Source organism: Raoultibacter phocaeensis, from assembly GCF_901411515.1.
Lineage (GTDB): Bacteria > Actinomycetota > Coriobacteriia > Coriobacteriales > Eggerthellaceae > Raoultibacter > Raoultibacter phocaeensis.
In genome coordinates this window covers 1,306,855-1,332,300 of the sequence record NZ_CABDUX010000002.1, presented here as the reverse complement: position 1 = coordinate 1,332,300, position 25,446 = coordinate 1,306,855, and the positions used below count along the sequence as shown (strand labels likewise).

19 protein-coding genes and 1 riboswitch are annotated in these 25,446 nt (G+C 61.1%); of the genes, 8 read left to right on the top strand and 11 right to left on the bottom strand.

Features of this window, described 5'->3' with window-relative positions; genetic code table 11:
- The 4 genes from FJE54_RS13595 to nth form a co-directional block, all read right to left on the bottom strand.
- Nucleotides 1-1,737 (bottom strand): vWA domain-containing protein, encoded by a 1,737-nt coding sequence (locus tag FJE54_RS13595; protein ID WP_139653341.1) that lies wholly within the window; start codon nt 1,735-1,737, stop codon nt 1-3.
- Between the two features lie 59 nt (nt 1,738-1,796).
- Complete coding sequence (locus tag FJE54_RS13590) at nt 1,797-2,453, bottom strand: hypothetical protein (RefSeq protein WP_139653340.1); 657 nt, start codon at nt 2,451-2,453, stop codon at nt 1,797-1,799.
- Nucleotides 2,443-2,901 (bottom strand): RNA polymerase sigma factor, encoded by a 459-nt coding sequence (locus FJE54_RS13585; protein WP_255467479.1) that lies wholly within the window; start codon nt 2,899-2,901, stop codon nt 2,443-2,445. The genes FJE54_RS13590 and FJE54_RS13585 overlap by 11 nt, the downstream gene beginning before the upstream one ends.
- An 87-nt stretch (nt 2,902-2,988) precedes the next feature.
- Complete coding sequence (nth, locus tag FJE54_RS13580) at nt 2,989-3,678, bottom strand: endonuclease III (RefSeq protein ID WP_139653338.1); 690 nt, start codon at nt 3,676-3,678, stop codon at nt 2,989-2,991.
- Nucleotides 3,679-3,933: 255 nt separating this feature from the next.
- Between nth and mfd the strand changes: the two genes are divergently transcribed.
- The 3 genes from mfd to FJE54_RS13565 are packed head-to-tail and all read left to right on the top strand — an operon-like array spanning nt 3,934 to nt 9,477.
- On the top strand, nt 3,934-7,416 hold the full coding sequence (gene mfd / locus FJE54_RS13575) for a transcription-repair coupling factor (RefSeq protein WP_139653337.1): 3,483 nt from the start codon (nt 3,934-3,936) through the stop codon (nt 7,414-7,416).
- Nucleotides 7,413-8,432, top strand: coding sequence for a DMT family transporter (locus FJE54_RS13570; protein ID WP_139653336.1), 1,020 nt, complete (start codon nt 7,413-7,415; stop codon nt 8,430-8,432). The genes mfd and FJE54_RS13570 overlap by 4 nt, the downstream gene beginning before the upstream one ends.
- Nucleotides 8,386-9,477, top strand: coding sequence for a dipeptidase (locus tag FJE54_RS13565; protein WP_255467440.1), 1,092 nt, complete (start codon nt 8,386-8,388; stop codon nt 9,475-9,477). Before FJE54_RS13570 ends, FJE54_RS13565 begins: the two co-directional genes overlap by 47 nt.
- 13 nt (nt 9,478-9,490) lie before the next feature.
- Here the strand turns inward: FJE54_RS13565 and FJE54_RS13560 are convergent, their stop codons facing one another.
- The 3 genes from FJE54_RS13560 to FJE54_RS13550 all read right to left on the bottom strand — a co-directional run bounded on the left by FJE54_RS13560 (nt 9,491) and on the right by FJE54_RS13550 (nt 12,089).
- Entirely contained in the window at nt 9,491-9,913 is a 423-nt protein-coding gene (locus FJE54_RS13560; protein WP_139653335.1) for a PaaI family thioesterase, read from the bottom strand.
- A gap of 19 nt (nt 9,914-9,932) precedes the next feature.
- Nucleotides 9,933-10,892, bottom strand: a complete 960-nt coding sequence (locus FJE54_RS13555; protein ID WP_139653334.1) for a hypothetical protein — start codon at nt 10,890-10,892, stop codon at nt 9,933-9,935.
- Between the two features lie 630 nt (nt 10,893-11,522).
- Nucleotides 11,523-12,089, bottom strand: a complete 567-nt coding sequence (locus FJE54_RS13550; RefSeq protein WP_139653333.1) for an NUDIX hydrolase — start codon at nt 12,087-12,089, stop codon at nt 11,523-11,525.
- A 347-nt stretch (nt 12,090-12,436) separates the two neighbouring features.
- On the opposite strand from FJE54_RS13550, the gene FJE54_RS13545 reads away from it, so the two are divergent.
- Both FJE54_RS13545 and FJE54_RS13540 read left to right on the top strand, forming a co-directional pair.
- Nucleotides 12,437-12,775 (top strand): Nif11-like leader peptide family natural product precursor, encoded by a 339-nt coding sequence (locus FJE54_RS13545; protein WP_139653332.1) that lies wholly within the window; start codon nt 12,437-12,439, stop codon nt 12,773-12,775.
- Between the two features lie 129 nt (nt 12,776-12,904).
- Nucleotides 12,905-14,302, top strand: coding sequence for a radical SAM/SPASM domain-containing protein (locus FJE54_RS13540; protein WP_180326744.1), 1,398 nt, complete (start codon nt 12,905-12,907; stop codon nt 14,300-14,302).
- Nucleotides 14,303-14,323: 21 nt separating this feature from the next.
- Here FJE54_RS13540 and FJE54_RS13535 read toward each other — a convergent pair whose 3' ends face one another.
- Together FJE54_RS13535 and gltX are read right to left on the bottom strand one after the other, a co-directional pair.
- Nucleotides 14,324-15,592, bottom strand: coding sequence for a 4Fe-4S binding protein (locus FJE54_RS13535; RefSeq protein ID WP_255467438.1), 1,269 nt, complete (start codon nt 15,590-15,592; stop codon nt 14,324-14,326).
- A complete protein-coding gene (gltX, locus tag FJE54_RS13530) occupies nt 15,585-17,084 on the bottom strand; it encodes a glutamate--tRNA ligase (protein WP_139653330.1) in 1,500 nt (499 codons plus the stop codon). The genes FJE54_RS13535 and gltX overlap by 8 nt, the downstream gene beginning before the upstream one ends.
- Before the next feature lie 573 nt (nt 17,085-17,657).
- Between gltX and FJE54_RS13525 the strand changes: the two genes are divergently transcribed.
- Entirely contained in the window at nt 17,658-18,698 is a 1,041-nt protein-coding gene (locus FJE54_RS13525) for a putative endonuclease domain-containing protein (RefSeq protein WP_180326743.1), read from the top strand.
- A gap of 472 nt (nt 18,699-19,170) precedes the next feature.
- On the opposite strand, the gene FJE54_RS13520 is transcribed toward FJE54_RS13525, so the two are convergent.
- Nucleotides 19,171-19,938, bottom strand: coding sequence for a lipoprotein intramolecular transacylase Lit (locus tag FJE54_RS13520; RefSeq protein WP_139653329.1), 768 nt, complete (start codon nt 19,936-19,938; stop codon nt 19,171-19,173).
- A 6-nt stretch (nt 19,939-19,944) separates the two neighbouring features.
- The gene (locus FJE54_RS13515; protein ID WP_139653328.1) at nt 19,945-21,366 is read right to left on the bottom strand and encodes an ATP-grasp domain-containing protein; all 1,422 of its coding nucleotides are present in this window, start codon (nt 21,364-21,366) and stop codon (nt 19,945-19,947) included.
- A 303-nt stretch (nt 21,367-21,669) separates the two neighbouring features.
- Nucleotides 21,670-21,762, top strand: a riboswitch (SAM riboswitch).
- 7 nt (nt 21,763-21,769) lie between these two features.
- Between FJE54_RS13515 and metK the strand changes: the two genes are divergently transcribed.
- Together metK and priA are read left to right on the top strand one after the other, a co-directional pair.
- The gene (gene metK, locus FJE54_RS13510) at nt 21,770-23,032 is read left to right on the top strand and encodes a methionine adenosyltransferase (protein WP_139653327.1); all 1,263 of its coding nucleotides are present in this window, start codon (nt 21,770-21,772) and stop codon (nt 23,030-23,032) included.
- Nucleotides 23,029-25,347, top strand: coding sequence for a replication restart helicase PriA (gene priA / locus FJE54_RS13505; protein ID WP_139653827.1), 2,319 nt, complete (start codon nt 23,029-23,031; stop codon nt 25,345-25,347). Before metK ends, priA begins: the two co-directional genes overlap by 4 nt.
- Nucleotides 25,348-25,446: the final 99 nt, after the last annotated feature.

The following is a 25,446-nucleotide window of genomic DNA, read 5'->3' as shown; positions in this document are numbered from 1 at the left end:
CTACAGTTTGGCAAGGAGCCGCTCGAAGTCCGCCTTCGGATCGGACCGTTTCAGGTCGAGCTCATCCACCAGCGCACGCGCCTCGCGCAGGCTCGCCGTGCCGCAGTGCTTCGAATCGCGCAGCACCATGCCGCACTCGATGACCGCTGCGGCGAACGTCCAATCGGAGCTTGGGTTTTCAGTGAAACACGTGTTGTCGATCGGGTAGGAGCGCTCGACGGAGGCAGACGTACCGGCGGGCTTATAGCGCACAGAGCAGGTGAGCAGCTCGCCGCTGAGCTCATCTGCGCTCTCAGCAAGAGCATCGCCGTTCGTTTCGGCGCTTTCCCGGGTGCCGTCGTCTACGAAGCTGTTGTTGCTTAGTTCGGCATCGGTTCTGCTCGATGAACCGTTCCCGCTACTGCCGGCATCGCCTGTATCTCCGTATTTGAGTTCGATCGTGGGGATTTCGAGCGCGGAATCGTGCGCGACGATTTCGTAGGCAATGGTGAACTGGTGTCCCGTGCCGATTTCGCCTGCATCCGCCGCGTCGTCGGCGAAGTCGTCGTCGGCGAGGGCTCGGTTCTCGTACCCGATGAGGCGGTAGCCCTTGATGTAGGCGGGATTGAACTCGACCTGCACTTTCACGTCGTCGGCAAGCGGCACGACGTTCGCAGCGAGGTCTTCGCCGAACACTTTGCGTGCTTCGTCGATGCAATCGATGTAGTGGTATGTTCCGTTACCGTTGTCGGCGAGGGTTTCCATCTTGTTGTCCTTGTAGTTTCCTGATCCGAAGCCGAGCACCGAAAGGTATACGCCTTCGTCTCGTTGTGCGCTCACATAGTCGTGGAGCTCGCTTTCCGAGGATATCCCGACGTTGAGATCGCCGTCGGACGCCATGACGATGCGGTTCACACCGCCTTCGATGCGCATTCGCTCGGCAACGTGATACGCCATGGCAAGTCCTGCTTCGCCGTTTGTGGACCCGTCTGCGACGAGGCTGTCGATAGCGCGCATGATCGCTCGTTTGTCGGTGCCCGACGCGCCTTCGAGCACAATGCGCTCGTAGCCCGAATACGCGACGATGGAGACGCGATCCCGCTCGCTTAATCCCCCGACGAGTTCGGCGAAGGCATCCTTCAGCAGCGGGAGCTTGTCAGGCGTGCCCATGGAGCCCGACGTGTCTATGAGAAACACCAGGTTAGCGCCTGCTGTACGGTCATAGTCGACAGGTTCGGTGGCGAAGCCCATGACGAGTAGCTGCGTATCGGGATTCCAAGGGCAGTTTGCGAGTTCGGACGTTACGCCAAACAAGTCGCCGTTTTCAGGCAGCGCATAGTCGTAGTCGAAGTAGTTGAGCATCTCTTCGATACGCACAGAACCGCTGGGTATGTCTTCTGCGCGCATTCCTTCTGAAACCATGCGGCGTAGATTGCAGTACGAGGCGGTGTCGACGTCGGCCGAGAATGTCGAGAGCGGAGCGGCGGCGGTCGAGACGAATCCCGGCTCGTCGAGCGCGCTGTACTCTTCGGTGTTTTTCGGATACTGCATATCGGGCGGTACGGGCGCCTCTTTGCTGTAGGGCTCCTCGGTTGTGCCGTACGCCGTATCGGCTGCGGTGCTTCCGGATTCCGGTGCAGCGTTCAGCGAAGCGCTGCCGCCCGCGTCGAGCATCGCGCAGCCGGAGATGCCGGCGAAGAGCGCTGCAGACAGGCATGCGCAGACGAGGAAACCAACGGGCTTTTTGATTGCGGACATGACAATCCCCCTTTTCCCTTCGCCTTGGATACGAGCGAAACGAAAGGATTGTCGGGTTTTTATGCTGCAGGTGCCGGTTCGCCTTGTGCGTCGTCGCGGGCAGCGAGGTAGAGGTCGGTGCCGGCAGTGTAGCGGATTGCGTAGGGGTTGCGCTCGTCGGGGTACGCATACACCGTACAATCCATCACCTCCGCACCGCTTTCGCTTCGCGCCGTCGCCTGGCCGATCTCGTCGCCGACAAGGTTCGAATCGGCTGTGAGCACTTCGGATTCGCCCGCTTCCGTTTCGCCTACGCTTGCAATGCGAAGGAGCGTTCCGTCTTCGAGTTCGATACGAGGCATGCTCGCGGCAGGCGAGGGTGTTGCGGGGGTGGCATCGGATGGCGAAGCGGCGGACTTCTCGCCTTCGGCTTCTTCCGAAAGCGTTGCCGTCGATGCGGCATGGGGACTTGCACCGCCGAGCTGGCTATTGAGGCTCGCAAAATACGATGCGCCTGCGAACGCCCCAATGCCGACAAGCAATACGAGGCAGGCTGCCAGGGGAAAGACGAGCCTTTTTGCGGGAGACTTTTTCAGGGTGGTGCCGTTCGTATTCATCGAATCGTCAGAATCGCCGAGCGCATCGTTCTCGGCGAGGATGGCGGCGAGCATGCGATCTTCGGCCTCGGGGGTGGGCCCCATGCGCTCGAAGGCTCCTTTGATGTCGTTACCGTTCACGGGTTTCACCTCCCAGGGTTTCCCGAAGCAATGCACGCGCTTCGCTCAAGTGGCTTCTGACCGTCGAGGGTGTGCGGCCCAGCATGCGGGCGATCTCATCGGTCTTGTAACCTTCGTAGTAATGCAGATACACGCATTCTTTGTAGCGCTCCGGCAAGGCGAGCACTGCCTCGAGGGTCTCATCAAAGGGTGCTGCGCTCGAACGCTCGTCGGGCACATCGTCGGGCATGACGCCGGCCTTGGCGCGCACAGCGCTCCTGAGAACGTCTTTGCAGTGGTTCGACGCGCACACGATGAGCCACGCTTTCTCGTGTTCGGCACTTTCGAAGGGCTTGTCCGAGCGGATGAGCTTCATGAACACGTTTTGCACGGCATCCTCTGCATCAGCCTCGGTTTTGAGGAACGAAAAGCACAGGCGGTAAACCGTCTTGACGTGACGGTGGTACAGCGCGGTTATGTCCTCGTTCGTTCGCAGAGGGTTTTCCTTTCTGTATCGGATACGAGTGTGCGCAGAAAATTGTCGGGAAGAATCGGGTTATTTTTTCGCTGCACGCTTTTCGGCGGCTTTGCGGCTTGCGGCGTACGTGGGGCAGAGGTCTTGTATGAAGCACGTGTCGCACTTCGGCTTGCGGGCGATGCACGTCTCGCGTCCGAAGAGCACCCACTGGTGGTTGATCGGCCCCCAGTATTCCCGCGGGTAGAGCTTGAGCAGATCCTGCTCGGTTTTTGACGGGGTGTCTGAGGCGGAGAACTTGAGCCTGTGCGCGATGCGGAACACATGGGTGTCCACGGCGATGCCCTCGACGATGCCAAACGCCTCATTGAGCACGACGTTCGCGGTTTTTCGGCCGACGCCGGGGAGCTTTTGCAGCTCGTCGATATCGCGTGGAACTTCGGCGCCGTACTCGGACAAGACCATCTGGGCGCACTTTATGCAGTTCGCGGCTTTCGTGTGATAGAAGCCGATCGTCTTGATGATCTGCTCGACGTCGGCGACGTTCGCCTGGGCGAGATCGGCTACGGTGGGGTACTTCTCCCAGAGCGCGGGCGTTACCTTGTTCACGCCCTTGTCTGTGGTCTGCGCCGAGAGCAGCACGGCGATCAGGAGGCGAAACGGGTTGCCTCCGTACACAAGCGCGCACTCGGCTTGCGGATAGTGCTCGTTCATGCGGTCTGCTACGGCGAGCGCGCGCTCGAGCTTTGCTTGTTTGGTTTCGCGGGGCATAAGACCTCCTCTAAGTCATTTCACCAATGATACCTCATCGGATTCACTTGGAAGCGAAAGGGTTTCTCAGTGCAAGGACTCTTTGCCGAGCAGGCAACGGCCAGGTTCTCGGAAGCCCACCGTTGTACGACGGGGTCCGTAGCTGTGATACACTGGGCAACGCTGCTCGCGTATGATGCGGGCAGCGTTGAAGCCTCGCACAGAGCCGCGCATCGCGGCTTTTCGTGCTGCTCTGATACGGAAGAGGACAGTGCCATGCTCATAGATTCGCTCACCTTCAAACTCGAAGAATCTGGGAGCCTCGACGGATTCTGGGGCAAGCTCGATGCGGGCGAGGACGGCACGCTCGGCGTCGCTTCGTCGGCGCGCCCGTTTCTCGTGGCCGCCCGCTTCGCCCACAAGCCGCAAACGACGCTCGTGGTGGTGGCGGGGGAGGATGCCTCCGTTGCGTTCGCGCGGTCGGTTGCGGCCTATCTCGGCGACGAGCGCGTCATGCGCTTTCCCGAGCGTACCGATTACCCCTTCGCCCCGAAGCCGAGTGACCCGATGCAGGTTGCACGCCGCATGGAAGCGGCCCATGCGCTCGCAAGCGGCAAAAAGGCCGTCGTGGTGGCGAGCGCTCGGGCGCTGGTGCGCGCGCTCGCGCCTGTCGGAGCCGGCGCTTTCCGCCCGCTTACGTTCGAGGCGGGGTGCGACCTCTCGAATGATGAAGCTTCCGGAAAAGCGGGCGTATCGTCGTTTGAGGAGGTGGCTCGCGCGCTTGAGAGCCGCGGTTACGCGAACACCGGCGAGCTCGACGGCCCGGGCACATTTGCCGTGCGCGGCGGCACGATCGACGTGTTTCCCGGCAACCTTATCTATCCGGTCAGACTCGATTTCTTCGGCGACGAACTTGATGAGATACGGCGCATCGTGCCCACGACGGGGCAGACCATCGCCTCGCTTCCCTCGGTGAGCATCTATCCCGTCATGGAATTCGACTGCTCCGCCGAAACCCTCGCCCGCGCCCGTAAAAAGCTCGAACGGCCCGCCCGAACCAACGCCGTGATGCGCGATCTGTTCGAGAAGCTCGACGGGGGCTTGCGCTTCGACGGCTCGGATGCGCTTCTGCCGTATCTGTATGCGAATACGGCGACGCTGGGCGAGTACGTCCGCAACGATGCGCTGAGCGTGCTTGTGGAGCCGCGCTCGCTGTTCGACGATATGGCGCATCTCTTCGACGACGTAACCGGGCGCGCGAAGGGCACGAGCATCCCGGTCGAGGGATTGTTCGCAGAACCCGCCAAGGTGAGCTTCGGCGAAGGGCAGCGGGCTACCTACGTTTCGATCATGCGCGTGGGCGGCCAGGTGGACGACGAGCTGCCGGTGAAGCGGGTCGAGGTGGCGGGCCATCCCGACAAGCTGTTCGGGCGCTTGCGGACGTTGGTCGACACCGATTACACCGTGGTGTTCTCGGCACCGAACTTTCGCGCACGGCAGGATATGAAGCTTGCCTTCGTCGACCAAGGACTTCCCATTCAGGAATGGCTCGATTCGGCTGCGGGCGATGAGGAACCCGGTGCTGCCAAGCGCAGGCTCAGGCGCGGGGTCGTGAACGTGGTCGACGTGGATATTCCGCTCGGCATGATCATCCCGAAGGCGAAGCTCGGGCTCGTAAGCGTGTCGGACACCCAGGGCGCATCCTCCGCCCGTCCGAGCAAGCACGTCGACATCACCGAGATCACGTTTCCCTACAAACCGGGCGATTACGTCGTACACGCGGCTCACGGCGTTGCGCACTTCAAGGAACTCGTCCGCCGCGATGTGGACGGCACGTCGCGCGACTACCTGCTGCTTGAATACTCCGAAGGCGACAAGCTCTACGTTCCGGTAGAGCAGCTCGACCGCGTTACCCGCTATGTGGGACCGGAGGGCGCGAGCCCGCGCCTGACGCGCCTGAACACTGCCGACTGGTCGAGGGCGATGAAAAAGGCGCGCGCCGCTACCAAGAAACTTGCGTTCGACCTTGTAGACGTATATGCGCGCAGGGCGACGGTGCAGGGATACCGGTTCGGGCCCGATACGCAGGCCCAACGCGAGATGGAGGAGGCGTTTCCCTACCAGGAGACGCCCGACCAGCTGGCCGCCATTGCCGATGTGAAGGCCGACATACAATCGGCGAAACCCATGGATCGGCTGATCTGCGGCGATGTTGGATTCGGTAAAACCGAGGTGGCCTTGCGGGCCGCGTTCAAGGCGACGCAGGACTCGAAGCAGGTCATGGTGCTGTGTCCGACGACTATTCTGGCACAGCAGCATTACGCGAACTTCCGCGACCGCTTCGAGCCATTTGGGGTGCGCGTCGAAGTGCTTTCGCGGTTCCGCACGCCCGCACAGCAAGCCGAGGCGCTCAAGGGCTTCGCCGAGGGCGACGTCGATGTGCTCGTGGGCACCCATCGGCTGCTTTCGCGTGACGTGAATCCGCATGATCTGGGACTCGTGATCATCGACGAAGAGCAGCGGTTCGGCGTGGGCCACAAAGAGCAGCTGAAGAACCTGCGCGAATCGATCGACGTGCTCACGCTTTCGGCTACCCCCATCCCGCGCACGATGCAGATGTCGCTTTCAGGCGTGCGCGACATGAGCCTTATCCTCACGCCGCCCGACGACCGCCGCGCCGTCGAGGTGCACGTGGGGGAGTGGGACCCCGACTTGGTAAGCGCCGCCATCCGCCGCGAGCTTGCCCGAGGGGGTCAGGTGTACTACGTCAGCAACCGTGTGCGCTCGATCGACGAGGCCGTGAAGCGCGTGACGGCTGCTGCGGGCGAGGCGCGCGTGGGTGTGGCGCACGGCCAGATGGGCAAAGACGAGCTCGAGCGCGTCATGGAGGATTTCTCGGCAGGCGAGCTCGACGTTCTCGTAGCGACGACCATCATCGAGAGCGGCATCGACAATCCGCACACCAACACGCTCATCATAGAAGACTCGCAGCGCTATGGCCTGTCGCAGATGTACCAGCTCAAGGGGCGCGTGGGCCGTTCGTGCACGCAGGCGTACGCCTACTTCATGTTCCCCGAGAAGATCAGCCTCACCGAGGAGGCTCAGGCGCGTCTGACCGCGCTCGACGAACATACCGACTTGGGCAGCGGCATGCGCATCGCAATGCGCGATCTGGAAATCCGCGGCGCGGGAAGCCTGCTCGGGGCCGAGCAGTCGGGCAACATGAGCGCCGTAGGTTTCGATCTGTTCGCGCAGATGCTCTCCCAGGCCGTCAACGCTACCCGCGAGGGCGACCTCAAAGCGATGGACGCGCTGCCTCCGGCGCTTTCCGACATCACGGTGAACGTGCCCGGGCACACGTACCTCCCCGAAGACTACGTGCCCGATGCCGACGAACGGGTGCTGTGGTACCGCAAGATCGCCGTTGCCTCAACCGCTCGTGCGGTCGAAGACGTCTACGAGGATTTGGGGGAGAAGCGTCCCGACATGCCGCAAGCGGCGAAGAACCTGTTCGAGAAGGCGCGCATCAAGGCGTTCGCCGCCGAACGCCACATCAAGACCGTGTCGGTGGCGGGGGGCAAGCTTGTGGTCGAGCCGATCGACGTTTCGCGCGACCAGATGACGAAACTGCGCCGCTCTGGCGGCCGGTATCTGGCGGACAAGCGTAAGCTTCAGCTGCCCCTGCGCCACTTCAAACTGGATGAAGGCGATAACCTGCTGGGTCCTGTGTTCGCGTTCTTGAAGGAATTGGCGGGATGAGCGAGGGTGGAAAGGCGCGAGGGGCGCTGTCACGGCAACGGTTCTTGCGCGGGGTGGCGTGCGCGCTTGCGGGAGCGTCGCTCTGGGGATTCTCGGGAGCGTGCGCGCAGTTTCTGCTGAACGGCTATGGAATGGATCCGGCGCTTCTTACGGCAGTGCGGATGGTGGGCGCGGGCGCGGTGTTTTTCGCTGTGATCGCGCTCGGTCACCGCGCGGTGCTTCGGGCTATGGTTGCGGATCGACGAACGCTCGTTCAGCTGGCCGCGTTCGGCATCGCGCTGTATCTGAGTCAGGTCACCTATACGATCGTCATCGGCTATACGAACGCGGGCACGGCGACGGTGCTCCAGATGACCGGCACCGTTTTCGTGTTGGTCTGGGCGTGTCTCGTCGCTCGTTCACTGCCTCGGTTGCGCGAGGCGGCGGGGCTCGTCGCAGCCGTCGCTGCAACCTGGATGATCGCCACGCAGGGCGATCCCGGCACGTTGAGCTTGCCTGTGCCCGGGCTAGTGTGGGGTTTGGCGAACGGGTTGTCGGTAGCGTTCTACCTGGTGTATCCGAAGCGCTTGTTCGCCCGTTGGGGCAGCTTCGCGCCTGTGGGCGCAGGGATGCTTTTGGGCGGCGTCGTTGCGTGCGCCGTATTGGCGGTGGGCTGGCTTTCGGGCGCACCGTTCACCTTTCCGATACTGGATGGTGCGGGCTTCGCCGTACTCGCCCTCTTCGTGTTGGTTGGCACGTTCGCCGCGTTCGCACTGTATCTGCACGGAGTGTCCATCGTAGGCTCGGTGCGCGGCGGCCTTCTGGGCGCGGTGGAGCCGGTGAGCGCTACGGTGGTTTCGGCCTTGTGGCTGGGCACCGCGTTTTCCGGATGGGACATTGCAGGCATGGTGATCATGATAGCCATGATATTCTTGGTGTCGGGCGGAGGGCCCCAGCAAGACGGAGAAATTGTGCGGAAGGCGGTTTGCGATGAACGGACAAACGCAACGTGCGATCGAGACATGCGAAAAGAATGAGGCGGCGCTGTTCGACGCGTCTGCGAATCCCCGCATCGACGTGCCGTTCGAAGGCGCGATGCGCATCTTCGACCTGCATTGCGATACGCTTGACAGACTTGCGTTGCATGCATCGAAGGAGTATCCGCCGTTCGCGCCGCAGGATAAGGCGGTGCCCCACGAGCGTATGAGCTCGCTTGTCGATAACGACGCGCATATCTCGCTCGACGTTATCGGAGCGTACGCGTGGTGCCAGTGCTTCGCCGTATTCGTACCCGACGAGCTGCGCGGCGATGCGGCTTGGGATTTCTTCGAGTACGTGCGTGCGTACTTCGACGCTCAGATGGCTGCGCATGCAAACCGGGTCGAGCAGGTGCGTGACGCGCGGCGCATACCCGAGGTGCTCGAAAGCGGGAAGACGGCGGCGCTCCTTACCGTGGAGGGCGGGGCCTTCTTCGACGGAACATCGCTCGAGCGGATCGAGCGGATCGCCCAAGCGGGCGTGAGGATGCTCACGCTCACCTGGAACGGTGAGAACGCCGTCGGCAGCGGCCATGATACGACCCAGGGACTCACTGCTTACGGCAAACGCGTTGTGGCTGCGCTTGAGGGCGAGAAGATCGTCGTGGACGTATCTCATCTGAACGACCGCGGATTCTCGGATGTATGCGACGTTGCCACCCGTCCGTTCGCCGCATCCCATTCCAACGCGCGTGCGGTGTGCGGGCACAAGCGCAATCTGACCGATGCGCAGATACGCGCGATCGCCGAGGCGGGCGGCATCGTCGGACTCAATTTCTGTACGCAGTTTTTAAGCGAGGCGCATGCCGATCCGTCTCGCGACGATGTGCTGCGCCACATCGACCGCATCTGTGAAGTCGGCGGGGAAGACGTGCTCGCGCTCGGCAGCGACTACGACGGCTGCGACGTGCCGAGCTGGCTTGTGCCTGCGAGCAAGGTGGGAAGCCTCCATGCGCTCATCGCCGACCACTTCGGCCGCCGCATGGCCGACAAGGCGTGCTTCGACAACGCGCTTGCGTTCTTCGAGCGCAATGAGGTGCTGTAATGCGCAGGCTTTGCTAACGGTAGCAGGTGGCCGTCATGATCGCGACGAGCCTGTCGAAGTCGTCGACGATGCGGACCGTGTAGAAGCCGAGCGAGCGGCCCGATTTGTCGGCGTCGCAGGTGGCTCTGAGCTTTTCTCCCTTGGCGGCTGCAACGAACTCGATGGAGTTGCTGACCGACACGGTGGGAGCTTCGCCGACGTTCGAAGCGATGGCGAGGGCGAAATCGGCGAGGGTGAATATGGCACCGCCCATCACCCCGCCCATGGCGTTTCGGTGGATCTCCTCGATGACGAATTCGCAGACGGCGTGCCCGCGCCCGGCTTCAACGATGCGCGCATTGCACGCCTTGGTTGCAAACCGGTCGTCGGCGAAGAAGGCGCGCACTTCTTCAAGCGACGCACCTTCTTCGAGGGGGGCTTTTTCTTGTTCGGACATATGCGTACCCGCCCCGTTCCTACGAGGCGTCGGTGGGGGTGAGCGTTACGGCGTACGCCTCGAGCCACTGGCCGTTCTTGACGGTGATGGTATGGCTTCCGCCTTTGACCGTGTAGTACCGGTCGGTGATGCTGTCATCGTCCCATTCGAGGTCTTTCATGATGAACGCCGCGGCTTCCGACGCCGCGTTCGCGGCAGCGGCTTCGTCGAGGTTCACCGTGTACGTGCCGGCGGGTATATCGGTTCCCACGAGGTAGAGCCCCCCTGCATACGGGGCCGTCGGGGCGAACGAGGCATCGGCTGCGGCCATCATCGACTGATCGCCCGAAGGGCTGAACACGATGATGTCGCCTCTGTCGAGATCGACGTAGTAGTTGCCGAAGTACGCGACCGACTCGTCCATTTCGTAGCTGTCGGCTCTATCGTCGTCGGGATCGTACAGAACGTAGTAGCCTTCTTCGGTCGGATCGCCTTCCATGAAGTATCGCCCCGGTTCGATGTCGACGCCGACTTCGTAGACGCCGTTGGAGATCCTGCCGTTCTCGATCACGTTGTCGTAGCTGTTCTTATCGGACATGATTTCGGAATACGTGTAGGTGTACATCGACGAGTAATCGTCGAAATAGCCGTCGTACAAGTCGTCGTAATCGTAGTTGTAGTCGTACTCGTACGGATCGTAATCGTAAGAGTCGTAGTATCGGGAGTTCGAACGATCGTAGTCAGAGGAGACGATGGCTGAGCACGCTACGCAGCCGACGCATCCGCCGAGGCCGAGCAATCCGATAAGCAGACAGCCGACGAGCACCCAGGGCCAGACCTTTTTCTTGGGAGGCTCTTGGTTGTACGAACCGTACGGGGGCTGCGGTGTCTGCGGGGGTTGCGGGGGCTGGTAGCCGCCTGCGCCGTAGGGCTGGTGCGGTGGCTGGTAGGGCTGCCCGTATGCGGGGGGCTGCTGATACCCTTGGGGTTGCTGTCCCATCGGTTGTCCGTGGGTTGGCTGCCCGTACGCCGGCTGCTGCTGTCCGTAAGGGCTTGGTGCCGGTGCCCCGAATGCCTGCTGGGCGGGGGGTTGCGGGATCTGCTGCGTGTAGCCTTGGGGATAGGCGGGCGCCTGATTCGCCGTTTGCTCGGGTTGCGCCGCGGGTTGCGGTGCGCTCGGCGCTACGTAGGGCTGGGCCTGCTGCTGCGCAGGCGGCGTGCCGTACGGGGAGGGCGGGGAGGCGGCGTCTGCTGCGTATCCGCATTTTCTACGCAGCTGGATTCGTGCAGGTTGCCCCGGGCTCGGAGGTGTTCTGGGGATCGGCTTCGGGGGCGTTCGCGGGTTGCTCCGACTGGTTCAGGGGAGGGGCCGGGGTCGCTTTGCGTGTCGTCGTTTGCGGGCGGGACGACGCCGCCGCCGGTATTCTGGTCGCTCATCGTATCTCCTTGTGCATGTACGCGTTCGGATCGTTCAGAGTAATCTCTTGCATGATATCACAGCGTTTCGCGAGGACCGGCATTTGCGCGCTGCGCGATATCGAGAAAGCGCACCGTTCCCACAGGCTTTAAGGAAACCTTAAGGAAGCGCTTGCGCGATTCGCCTTCGTTCGAGCTGTCACTTTCGAGGATGCTATGCGAGGTCGACGGTTGGAAGCTTGGCGATGAGCTTTTTGTATATGCGCTCGGCGATCCATGGCTCGCTCGATATGCCGACGACATCGTCGAGGGCGACCCACTGCACCCCGCTGTTCTCATCGGCTTTCACGCGCAACGGCTCGTCGGGCGATGCCACGGCCAGGTACGTCACGTTCAAATGAAGATGCGATCCCACGTATGCACCGCGCTTGACGTGCCCGTTCACGGTAAGGACTTCGAGCGAATAGATGCCGCAGGGGGCAAGCCGGGCCTCTCGCACGCCCGTTTCCTCCTCAAGCTCGCGCAGGGCAACGGCAGCCAGGTCGCGTTCCCCGTCGGCGTGACCGCCGATCCACGACCACGAATTGTAGATGTTGTGATGCACCATGAGCGTACGCGTCTTGGTCGGATCGACCGTCCAAATCGAGCATGCCATATGCGCGAGAGCAGTCCGATCGAACACGTCGCGTCGCGTGGCGAGCTCTTCGAGGATGACGGCCTTGTCGACGGCTTCCTGCTCGTTGAAGGGCTCGTAAGCGAGTATGTCATCGTAGAGTGCCATAAGCTCCGTTCGGGCGGTGCAAAGCGTGCGTCGGCTTCGTCGTGCAAGGACGGCACGTAGTATACCGTATCCCTTGCGGCGGCAAGGTGGATGGCACGGTTGGCATCCGAGTCTTTCGTTGGCAGCAATATTATATGTACAGTGCTTATAGATTGCTCATACGGATTTAATGTGATACATTAAATCCGTATGAAGCACCAAGTGAATCGATCGCCCCGTCCCAGGAGGTGTTCTAGATGAATGCTGAGGTAAAACGGTATTTTGACGATCTGTCAACAAGCGATGCTCTACAGGAACGGATGCAGCATGAGTCCGAGGTGTCTACCGATTCGGTAAGCAGTTTAGATATGGATCAGATTCTCGAAAAGGTGGTTGCGTTCGCCCAATCGGAGGGATACGATTTCACTAAAGGCGATCTTATCTCGTTTCAGGAGAGCCTGCCGAACCCCGTTGTGGAGAATCAACTGGATGCGGCGAGCGGCTGCGCGTATTACGTCGATCCCCGCTTCCCCAACCCCTTGCCCCGGATTTTCCGCCTTGGTTCGATCCGGTGCTGTATGCTCCATAGGCGGTTTCAAAAAAGCAGCGCTGGGGACCACAAGTGCTTCTGCTTTTTCGGAGGCGGAGGCAGCAAGGATTCCTATAGACATTTCATCTGTTGCGTCGGAGTCGGCTATCTCGTGTAAAGGCCGACGGCGCGCCGCAATGCCTCATGGAAGCAAGCTCGGTTTGCTTCCATTATTTTTTGTGGGTCCGACATGCGCATGCTCGATGATTGCATGCCCGGGCGAATTCTGATGGCGGAAGGACGCTTCGTGCCGAAATACATCCTGGATCCCAAATACGCCTTGCGCGGGTGGGTCGACCGACCCTACGCTCTGCGCGATCTTGCCACTGGCGGAACGGTGGCTATCGAAGAGAGCGTCTTCCATGCTCTCGGGTTTTGCACGGGCGGCATCGATTCGGACAGTGCGCTGGTGCTTCCTGCCCATCGCAACATTATCGAGATGCTCGCGCGAAACGGAATCGTGCGCCTCGCTGCGCCCAGCGAAACGATTTCGGATCGCCAGCGCTATGCGAAAGCGGACATGCGCATGGTCGGCAAGGCCCTGTGGTCGATAACGGGTTTGTGCAATCTGCGTTGCCGGCACTGCTATCTGTCCGCACCGCAAGGCAAATACGGGGAGCTTTCCCTGGAAGAGTGTCTGGACATCGTGCGCCAGCTGGCTGAAGCCAACATAGGGCTTGTGTGCCTTACGGGTGGGGAGCCGCTGGTTCGGGATGATCTGCCCGCGCTGCTCGACGCGTTGTCCGAGGCGGATATCCGGCTGCACCAGATATACACCAACGGAGTCCTGGTGACACAGGAGTTTCTCGACGACATCCGTCGACGCGGCGAGCGTCCGGAGTTTTGCCTCAGTTTCGACGGGCTGGGCTGGCATGATTGGCTGCGCGGGGTCCCCGGTGCCGAAAAGGCTGCTGTTGAGGCGATCGATCTGATCATCGAGAACGGTTTCGAGGTCGGGGTGGAGATGGCGGTTCATAAAAAGAGCCTGCCAGCCGTGTGGCCCAGTATCCTGTTCCTTTCGGAGCACGGCGTCAAAAGCTGCAAGGTGAGTCCGTGCAGCGATTCTGGAAACTGGATTGCGCAGGCAGGGGAGTATCATCTAACGGCAGCGGAGCTGATGGGTGCCTGGCTCGACGTGATTTCGGAATTTCTTCGGAGCGGATCTCCCCTCGACTTGATGCTGGGCGGTTTCTTTGCCTGCAACGCGGGAAGCAGAGCATGCACCGTTCCCCTCAAGCGATTCGGTGGACGCGAAGACGCTCTTGATTCGCCATTGTGCGGTTGTGCAAACCAAGTGATGTATATCAGCGCCGACGGCCGGCTGCTGCCGTGTATCCCGCTCTCGGGACTTTCCTTCCAGCAATCCATGCCCGATCTTGTATCCATGCCGTTGAAGGAGGCTTTATCCGCACCGATGTATGCCCAGTCCGTCGATACGACGTTGCGCGAATTCGCCGACAAAAACGAAGCATGTCGAACCTGCGACCAGTTCTTGTTTTGCGGAGGCGGTTGCCGCGCCTCGGCGCTGATCGCAGAGAACGACTACTTCGCTTCGGATCCCGCCGCATGCACCTTCTTCAAAGAGGGGTTCGAGCGAAAGCTGTCGCATATGATCGAGCTAAACGGGGGAACGCTCCTTGAGTAGCGATAGGCTACCGCAACGAGCCTATTCCTGCTCCCCGGCGTTCTCTCCAACCTCATCTTCGACGGTCGTAAGCGCTTCCGCCGTCGTCTCGATCATGTCCACAGCATTCTCGGGGCATGCCTCGACGCAGATGCCGCACCCGATGCAGTAGCGCACGTCCATCGAAATGACGCCGGTTTCGGGATCGGGGAAACGGGCTCCGGTGGGACAGGCCTTCGCGCATTCGAGCGTGTTCGTGCATCGCTCGCAATCCGTTTGGGACAGGTAGATCGGCACGCGCGGCGCGATGGCGGGTTTGCGGTCGATGGCCTCGAGCAGAAGCTGGCGTTTGGGCGTCATCGTCTTTTTCGTGGTTCCCATCGGCAAAAAGTCGTTGAAAAGATCTTCGTCGGTGAGGTTCAGCCGTGCGATGGCGCGGGCGCGCTCGCGGCGCTCGTAGAACTGCTGGAGCACTTCGGAGTTCCGCAGGCGGCGTTTGCCCGAAGCGATGTCGCCCACATCGCCCACGAGGTTCGTGAACGCAGACCTGCGATCGACGCCCGTGGGGTTCGCGAGGCTTTCGATGAGTTTTTCCTTCTCGGGAATCTCTTTGGAGAACAGCACCTTCTCGTCGGTCCATGCTTCTGCTGATTCGATAGCGTGGGTGTAGAGCATTTCCGCCATCTCTCCCGCCCGTTCGCAGTCGGCGCAGTAGCTCAAATCGCAGGCGACCTTCACGCGGATGTTCTCTGCAAGGATGAGCGTCCAAAGCTCGGGGGAAAGGCACGCGAGGCACGGGAGCACGACCACGTTCGCTGCGGGCTCGAGGCCCGGAAAGATGTTCTCTTTGCAGGTGAGGTACACGTCTTCGCCGCGCAATGCGATGCGGCGTATGCGGGCGTGCAGGTCGATCATCGTGATGCGGGTGGAGGAGAGCGCGTCGCAGATGCCGAAACAGATGCCGCATCGCGTGCAGAGCGCCTCGTCGATGATTGGCAGCTCCTCTTCCGAATACGAAATGGCGCCCTTCGGGCACGCGATCTCGCAGCGGTTGCATGCAGCTCCCCTGTGCCGTACGCAGTAGTCTCGGATGACGATCACTTTAGCCGGAGCCCGACGCGGCCCTTCGCCCGCTTCTTCGCGGTCGAGTTCTTCGGCCATCGCCTGGTCGAACGTTTCGTCGGTCATCGCGTCGGATGCGTTTGCGCCTTCGGCACCAAGGGCATCGCCCAAAATCTCGGCGGACGCGTCGAGATTTTGGGGCGCGCCGTCGTTTGCGGCCGTGCGGGCAACGTCTCGCTCGCTAGCCACCGAACACCTCCGCGATCGTCTTGTCGATGCGCGCGAGTACGTCGTCGCGATTTAAAAGTTCGATGCTTTCGAACAAAGGCGGCGACACCATATTGCCGCATACAGCTACGCGCAAGGGCTGGAACACGAGCTTCGCCTTCATGTCGAGCGTTTCGGTGAGCGCGCGGCACGCCTCTTGCAAGGGTTCGCACTCCCATGGGATGGTCTCGTCGGCGAGCACGGCGCGGCATCCGCGCAGTGCCTCCTCAGCACGTGCACCTTCCTTGGTGAGCACCTTGGAAACGCTTTTCTCATCAAGCGTCACATCAGCGCCCCAGAACAGGTAGGCGAGCTTATCCGCCGTTTCGTCGAGCCGCACGAGGCGCTCGGCCACAAGCGGGTACAACGCGAGGTACCACTCGGGGCGGGCTTCGATGTCTTCGAGCGTGGCACCTGCCCTGAACAGCCACGGCAGCGACGCCTTGAACCACTCGTTGGGGCTCATCTCGCGGATGTACACGCCGTTCATCCAATCGAGCTTGGTTTCGTCGAACACCGCATCCTTCTTGGTGACGCGCTCGAGCGAGAATTCACGCGTGAGGACCTCGCGGGGGATGATGGTGGTCTCACCATCGAGCGACCAGCCCAAAAGCGCGAGGAAGTTTACAAGCGCGTCGGGTAGGTAGCCGCGTTCGCAGTACTCTTCGACCGACGTGGCCCCATGGCGTTTCGAGAGTTTCTTGCCGTCTGCGCCGAGGATCATGGAAAGGTGCGCGAACATCGGCACTTCGAATTCGAGCGCCTCGTAAATGAGTATCTGGCGCGGGGTGTTGGACAGGTGGTCGTCGCCGCGAATAACGTGGCTGATCTGCATGTTCGCATCGTCGCATACGACGGCGAAGTTGTAGGTGGGTGTCCCGTCGGTGCGCACGAGGATCATGTCGTCCATGACGTCGGCGGGAAAGCTCATGGGTCCGTACACGGCGTCGGTGAACTCGATCACGCCGCGGTTGTCGGGCACCTTCAGGCGCCACACGTGCGGCTCGCCCGCTTCGATGCGGCGTGCGGCTTCGGCGGGGTCGAGGTCGCGGCAGGTGCGGTCGTATCCAGCATAGCCGCCCTCGGTCTTCTCGGCGATCTCGCGTTTGGCGTCGAGCTCCTCTTTGGTGCAGAAGCACGGGTAGGCGTTTCCGCTCGCCTTGAGCCGCTCGAGCGCTTCGGCGTAGGTGTCGGTGCGCTGCATCTGGAAATACGGCCCGAACTCGCCGCCGATTTCGGGGCCTTCATCCCAATCGAGCCCGAGCCATTTCATGGCGAGCAGGATTATCCGCGTGTTCTCATCGGTCGAGCGCTCGGGATCGGTATCTTCGATGCGCAGGACGAACGTTCCGCCCATGGCGCGGGCGAATGCCCAGTTATAGATAGCCGTACGGGCGCCGCCGATATGGAGCATGCCGGTCGGGGAGGGCGCGAAGCGCACGCGTACGGGTCGGTTCGATGAGGATTCGGTCATCTGGGGTCGTTCCTTTTCTACAGGGTGAACGGGTTTCGTCAAGCAGGAGCGGCTGGGCGATCCGCATCGCCGATTCGTCGCGGCGGTGCTTCTGCTCGCGCTCCTTGATTCGCATATTCTACTGCAAGAAAGGCCGTCATACTACGATGAGCCCCCGTCTTCGCTTTTTCGGCATGCGCCGAGATGGGCCAGGCGCGTACCGTGCGGTATCGTCGGTTCGCGCGAGAATGCGCTAAGCTGCATTTTGCACGTTTTCCTCCCAAGTGTTGCGTTTGGGCTTTGCCAACGAATTTCTGTTTTTCCTAGAATAATATTGCCTGATCAAGGCTTTGTTTCGAACGCGGATCCAAAAGAGTGCTGCCGCGATTCCCGAAACCAGCTGTCTGTGGTCAGGAAACGCAACATTTAGGAAGATTTCTGCGCAATTAAAATGGTTTTAGATGCTAGAATCGCCTATACACAGAGCCAGTGCAAGTGCCCTTTGCCACGCAGAGCGGCCCATTGTGGAAGTGATGCCCTCCTTCCCGTACCACGCTTGCGGGATCCTCTCAAGCCAAGGGCGAAGGAGGTACTATGCCTGCTTTATCTTCTCATGCGACAACGCCTGATTCTGCTTCCCGTGCTTCACTGGACAGTCGCATCTATTTTGGATACAAAACCGCTTTGCAGATACTGCGAACCGTAGACGTTCGTACGCTTGCTCCGGCACGCATTGCAACGCAGAGCCTTCCCGATCGGGGGCTTTGCAAGCGTCAGATAGAGAATGCGATCGGGGGTACGGAGTCGGCGTATCCGGGGCTTTCCATTGAAAGGCCCGCCCATGTACTTGTGGGCAGCTCATCGAGATGCAGGGCATCGAGCGCGTACAAACTTCACGTATGCACATCTCGCCTTGCGGGAACCTCGTTCTACCGACTCGAAAACGATGTCTGCATCAGTGCTCCAGCCCTCGCCTTCATTCACCAGGCGGCACAACGAAACGACCTGATTTTTCTTCTCCAGCTAGGATACGAGCTGTGTGGGACATATCAGAGCTGGCTAACGGGGGTGCCGACGCGCTATCAGGTCAAACCCCTTGCGTCGGTTCGCGCGCTGCGCTGCTACGTGTCGAAAAACCCATCTCTCAAAGGTGCGAGAAAAGCGCAACATGCAATACGCTATCTTGCTGACGGCTCAGCTTCGCCGCGCGAAACGAAGCAAGCCATTGTTTTCGGGCTTCCCATGCGATATGGAGGTTACGGCTTGGGCATCCCTCGCATGAATTACGAAGTGCACGCCAACAAAGCAGCGCGTGCGATATCGGGGAAGTCGAGTTTTCGCTGCGATTTATGCTGGCCCGAGCACAAGCTCGATGTGGAATATCAAAGCCGGGAATGCCATGAGGGGGAGGAAAGCAGGCTTGCGGATTCGAGGAGAACGAATGCTCTTATGGCTATGGGCTGGACGGTAGTCGGCATTACCAATGACGAGTTGGACAGCTTTGCCGCAACGGAAACGATAGCGCAGACGCTTCGTCGGCATCTTGGGAAACGCTCGCAGCCTCGCGTTTCCGATTATCATGCAAGGAAGCTGAAGTTGAGAAGACAACTGGGCCTTTCTGTGGGATATGAATAATGGATTGGGAGATTGCCGGCTATTGAGGTTATGCTTTCCGGCCCCGCAGTGCGTCTGGCAGCGATCTGGTTGTCCTATCAACTCGAACGAGAGCGTATCGGCAGGGGTGTGACAGCGGAAGCGCTCCAGTCTGCACAGTTTCTCGCGTCGTGTTGCGTTTTAGCGGCCTGCATTCCTTTCGCCCAGGCCATTCTTTACAAGCCACCTGCTGAAACACCCCATGGATGCGTGTTGGGCGATGGCCGTTGTGCATCATGAGGGTTCCAAACGCAACACGACGCGAGAAACTGTGCGAAAGAAAGCAATTTTGCTGTTGAGCAGATATCGAACCGCTGTTGTTCGGATGCCAGAAGCACTCGACGGCGATCTGGCTTTGCCAAACGTGACGTGTCTCGAATTGGGTTCATGCTCGGACTCGCGGTGGGCACTCGGCTTCAGGATAGATCGAACGTAAGTCGTCGAATGGGAGTGGTCAAGCCCTCGTCGCTCTTCCTTTGACGGCAATGCCGACGAGGATGGCAACGATGCTTGCCGCAAGCGTGGTCGCAAGCCAGATAGCTCCCATGCCTATCCAGAAATCAGGCGGATACATGCAGATGAGAAGCGAATCGGCTGAAAACGTCCACGTGCCGTTCGCGAAAAAGAGCGAGTGGAACGCGGCGAAGAAGCCGTTGAAGTCGACGATAACCCATGCGGCGAGGGCAGCGAAGGCTGCGATTACGATGATCGGTGCAGCGATGAGCGTGTTGCCGACGCGCCGCCGTCCCGCTAAGAATCCGAGCGCAATGAGACTCGCAAGTGCAACGATCGCACAGCCGATGAGCACGGGTACAGCTGTGGAGATGACGGCGTACACGTCGTCGAGGTGCGAGAGCGCATCTTCGGTAAGCGTGTAGCGCTCGGGAGCGTCGGCGAGGGCTATGGCCGGATCGTCTGAGTCGGCGAGCACCTCGGGCGCTTCGGCGCGTGCGGCTGCCGCGATTGCTTCGAGCACGTCTTCGCGCGGGATGCCGTCGACCGTGTAATCGCGCGTGGCGACGGCGAGGTCGATGAGCGTCCCCCTCGAATAGGGCGAGAGGTCGGCGGCGCTTGTGGCCTGCGAGAGCATGGCGGTTGCGGGGCGCGCGCAACAAGCGGCGAGCCCTGCGGCAACGAGCGTGACGGCGAGGGTGACGGCGGCGATCGCGGTCAGCACGCTGGCGAGAGGCCCGCCGCGATGCGTTGATTCGGTTTTCGGCATCGGGCGCTACCGGCCTTCCTCTTCGGATCGGATGGCTTCATTGAAGGTTTTGGGATCGAAGTCAACCCAGATGGTTGCGGCTGTGATACCCGCCATATCCTTGGAGATGGTAGGCCGGGGCCCCAGGCGCGAGAACACGCCCCGGAACGTGCCGTTGTAGAGGTACAGGCCCGAAAGGTTGTTGTACAGCTCGCCTTGTGTTTGAGCTCGCACTTGTTCGTCGGTGAGTTCGCTTATGTGCGTATCGGGCGGGAGCGTAACGGTCTTGAACGGTGTGATGTAGCGCTGGACGAGGAAGGGTTCGCCTGCGGCCCCGTTCGCGAAGCGGTCGATGAGCTCGTTCCATGTAGCCTCATCCACGTAGGCTCCGGCGTAAACGTCGTCGGCGCCGTAGTGGTCGGTCGGCTTGATGATCCATTCGCAGCGGTTCGCGCGTATCTGCGCGAGGTCGACGTGCTCGTCGTCTAAAAACGCGGTCGTCGGGATGGTCTGCTCGATGAAATCGATTTCGTCGGCATCGAGCATCTCGACGGTTTTGGGATGCGTGAGCGCTTCGAATATCTGCTTGTCGTGGACGATGTGCCCGGCGAAACTACCGATGAGGGCGACCTTTTCGGCGCGAACCGCCTCGATGAGCGCCTGGGATTCGTCCCAATGCTCGATGACATCGTTCGTTACGCTGCGCCGCCAGATTGCGTCGACGCGCTTTCCATCAGGTCCGGTGAGTTCTTTTCCGTCGAACGAGAGTTCTCGCACGTCGTAGATGCTGCATGCGACACCGCGCTCGGCAAAGAGCGATGCGAACACTTTGAACTCGTCAACGACGGCATTTTCTAGGTAGTCGCAGATGGCGATATGGGGCTGATCGACGCGGTGCTCGTAGGTTTCGTATATGGCAAGGAACTCATCGACCCACGATTCGAACAGCTCGCAGGAATGGACCTCGTGCTGGTTGGCGAAGCGTGCAAAGCTTTCGGAGTCGACGATGGAGTTTGTGATCTCACGATTTTCATTCATGCCCGAAGAACCATCGGCGTTGAATTCGCAAAACCCGATGCGGTAGGTGTCCTCGTCGAGGAAGACGTCGACGCGGGCGAATGGAAGCAGCGCATCGTAGCCGCGGGGCAGTAAGATGAGCTCCTCGAGTCGGGGGTCGAACGAGAAGATCGTGCGGTACTCGGGGTCGTCGAGGTAGCGTTGCATCACCCTGACGAGGATGCGGTGCACAGTCTCGGCGGTGCGTTTGAAGGTAGTGTAGGTTTCTGCGTTGAAAAGCCGCGGCAGAAACGAGCATGCGACTACTTGGTGGTGCACGATGGCGGTAGACGATTCCATGTACGCAAGGGCGTTTCGGCGGCTTCGCACATCGCCGTCGAGACGGTCGATGATTGCAAGGTATTCGCTTGTGTAGTCTGCGTTTGTAGGCATGGCTGTTCCTTTTTCGTTCGTCTGATCTTCGGCGGAAAGTGTACCATGCGCTTCGGTTCGCCGTGCGTATTCGCGTACGACCACCATAGAACGGTTTCCCGTTCGTTGACCGCTGCGGCGACGGACGCGTTCGCAGCGCATCGCCGCATGTCCCTTCCTTCGCCTCTCGCTCGCGTCTGTCCGATGTTCGGGGGCAAACGGCCGATGACCCGATCGTGCTTCGCGAGCCTTGCGCGGCCCGCTCGTTTGGGGTACCATCGTCAGGCTCGCAGACACGTCTGCGAGTTCTTGGGTACTTGTCCGTTTTTATCAAGAGCCGGGGAAGAGAGTTGGCTCGAAGATCCCGGCACCAACCTGGCGAACACGTCAAGGTGGTCCTGCCGACACCGATGAGGAGGAAGTTTTGGCAAACCAGCAAACAACGTATTTATTCACATCCGAGTCGGTGACCGAAGGTCATCCCGACAAGGTATGCGATCAAATTTCCGATGCGATCCTCGATGCGATTCTCGAAAAGGAGATCGAGCTTGCGGAAGCGGGCTACGTGGCACCAGGCGGCATGCCCGCCGATCCGGCGGCCGTGCGCTGCGCATGCGAGACGCTTGCGACGACGGGGCTTGTGGTCGTTACGGGCGAGATCCGCACGCAGGCCTACATCGACATTCCTTCTATCGTGCGCTCCGTCATCGCCGACATCGGGTACAACCGTGCGAAGTTCGGCTTCGACAGCGAAACGTGCGGCGTCATGAACGCCATCCACGAGCAGTCGCCCGACATCGCGCTCGGGGTCGATACGTCGTGGGAAGCCCAGCACGGCGAAGCCGGCGACCAATACGACAACGTAGGCGCGGGCGATCAGGGCATGGTGTTCGGATACGCCTGCAACGAGACTGAAACGCTCATGCCGATGCCGATCTATCTGGCTCACCGACTTGCCGAAGAGCTTTCCCGCGTGCGCAAAGAAGGTACGATGCCGTATTTGCGCCCCGATGGAAAAACGCAGGTGAGCGTGCGCTACGTCGACAACAAGCCCACGCAGGTTGAAAAGATCGTCGTGTCGACCCAGCACGCCGAGGACATCGAGCACGAAGCTTTGCGCGCGGAACTCGTCAAGAACGTCATCATGCCGGTCGTGGAGCGCGAAGGCGTGACGCTAGCCGACGACGTGGAGATACACGTGAATCCCACGGGCCGCTTCGTCATCGGCGGCCCCATGGGAGATGCGGGCCTTACGGGCCGCAAGATCATCGTCGATTCGTACGGCGGCATGGGCCGCCACGGCGGCGGCGCGTTTTCGGGCAAGGACTGCACGAAGGTCGACCGCTCGGCTGCGTATGCGGCACGATGGGTGGCGAAGAACGTCGTGGCCGCAGGGCTCGCCGAGCGCTGTGAAATCCAGATCGCCTATGCCATCGGCATGGCAAAACCGGTTTCGGTCATGGTCGACACGTTCGGCACGAACGCCGTTTCGGAGGAGACGATTGCCGAAGCGGTGCAAAGGGTTTTCGATTTGCGTCCCGGCGCCATCATCGATCAACTCGATCTGCGAAGGCCCATCTATCGCAAAACGGCTGCGTACGGGCACTTCGGCCGTGAGCTTCCCGAATTCACCTGGGAGCGCACCGATAAGGTCGATGAGTTGAAGGCCGCTTGCAACGTCTCGTGAGACTCGCGCAGATCATACTCGACATTCCCACGCAGTCGCTCGATACGGCCTACACCTATGCAGTGCCCGACGATCTCGTTGATGCCGAGGTAGGTTGCGCGGTACTCGTGCCGTTCGGCAACCGCCAGGCGATCGGCTATGCGGTCGCGCTCGAGGAAGTCGATGCCGAAGATGCGAGCGCGCTTGTGGTTCGCGGCGTCGATCCGGTGAAGCTCAAAGCTGTCCAGCGCGTGCTGTCGCATTCGTATTTCGATGAGCTGGGGGCGGCGTGCGCGCACTACCTGAGCGAGGAGTACATAGCTCCCCTCTGCTCGTGCGTTCGTCTGTTCACGCCTCCGGGCGGCGTGCCGCGTATGGTCCATACCGGAAAGTACTGGCGGCTCGAAGAGCCTCAGATCGGTCCCGTCGACGACCGGTGGGTGCGCCTTGGGCCCGCTGCAGCCGGATTCGAACCCAAGAAGACCGCGGTCAAGCAGAAGGCCATCGTCGATGCGCTCGCATCTGGCGAGCTGCGCGTGGCGGAACTCTCGATGGAGCTCGGATCGGTCTCGTCGGTGCTGAAGACGCTTGCCGAAAAAGAGGTCGTCGTGCTTGAGACGCGGCGGCGGCTTCGGGGGACGGGGGCCGGCGAAGCGGGCTCGCACGGTGCGCGCGCCGAGTCGTTCGTGCCGAGCGCGAAGCCCGATCTCACGTGCGGCCAGGCGAAGGCCCTCGAGGCGATCGACGCGGCCCAGCAGCGTTCGGCGGGCGATGTGGTGCTCGTCGACGGCGTAACCGGTTCGGGCAAGACCGAAGTGTATCTGCGTGCCATAGAGACGACGCTCGCATCCGGGCTCGGGGCCATCGTCCTCGTTCCCGAGATATCGCTCACGCCCCAGACGGTTGCGCGGTTTCGCGGGCGGTTCGGCGATACCGTCGCCGTCATGCACTCGCGTATGAGCCAAGGCGAGCGCTACGACCAATGGGACCTCATCCGCTCGGGAGCGGCGCGCGTAGTCGTAGGCGCGCGCAGCGCGCTCTTTACCCCGATGCCCGATCTCGGCCTTATCATCATTGACGAGGAACACGAAGGTTCCTACAAGCAGGATTCCGCACCACGCTACGTGGCGCGCGACGTAGCGGCATGGATGGTGGCCGAGAGGGGCGCGACGCTCGTGCTCGGCTCGGCCACGCCGTCGATCGAGACCCTTTACCGCTGCGACAAGTACGACAACTGGCACCGCGTCGTGCTCGCCGAGCGTGCCAACGGCAAGCCGATGCCCGAAGTAACCGTAATCGACATGGCCCGCGAGTTCGGAAGCGGGCACCGCTCCATGTTCTCGCGCAAGCTCACGAAAGCCCTGATCGAAACAATCGAGGCTGGTCAGAAAGCGGTGCTCCTCCTGAACCAACGCGGGTTCGCGAGCTTTCTGCTCTGCCGCGAGTGCGGGTTCGTGCCCGAGTGCCCGTCGTGCTCGACATCGCTGACCTACCACGAAAAGGGCAGCGTGCTCGTGTGCCACCACTGCGGGCACAAGGAGCCGGTGCCGCCCGTATGCCCCGAATGCGGCAGCCCGTATTTGAAGAAGTTCGGAGCGGGCACCCAGCGGGTCGAAGCAGAACTCGTCAGCGTGCTCGAAGGCACGGGGGCGCGCGTCGTGCGCATGGACGCCGATACGACGTCGGCGAAGGGCGCGCACCAGAAGCTTCTCGAAGAGTTCGCTTCGGCGGGGGCCGCCGTGCTTCTCGGCACGCAGATGATTGCGAAGGGACTCGATTTCGACGATGTGACGCTCGTGGGCGTCATCAATGCCGATACGATGTTGAAGCTCCCCGATTTCAGGAGCGCCGAGCGGACGTTCTCCCTTATCGAACAGGTGGCGGGCCGCGCTGGCCGCGCCGATTTGCCGGGGCGTGTCATGGTGCAAACCTACTGGGCCGATTCGTGCGCCATACAGGCGGCGGCAACCTACGACCGCGCCCTTTTCCTAAAAGACGAACTTCCCAAAAGGCGTTTGCTCGGGTATCCGCCCTATGTTCGTATGGCCAACGTACTCGTGTGGGGAAAAGATGAATCCGAAGTCGAGTGTGCCGCCCGCGAGCTCTCGGCCGATATCGAGCGAACGGTGCTCGAGCAGGCGGGCGAGCAGTGGTCGGTGCTTCCTGCGAACCCGTGCGTGCTTTCGCGTTTGCGGGGTACGTACCGCTGGCACATCGTGGTGAAGGCGCCGATGGGAAGCGATGTTTCGTCGGTGCTCTTGCCGCTGTTCCGTAAACGCAAGGCGAGCAAAACCGTCAACGTCGCCGTCGACGTCGATCCCCATGACATGCTGTAGCCCTACGGTAACGATTGATTGTCAGTAGGCATCAAATCGGTTTGCTCGTTCTACCATACCAATCGGTGGTGCTCGCGCGATGCGCGGGTTCGGATCGGG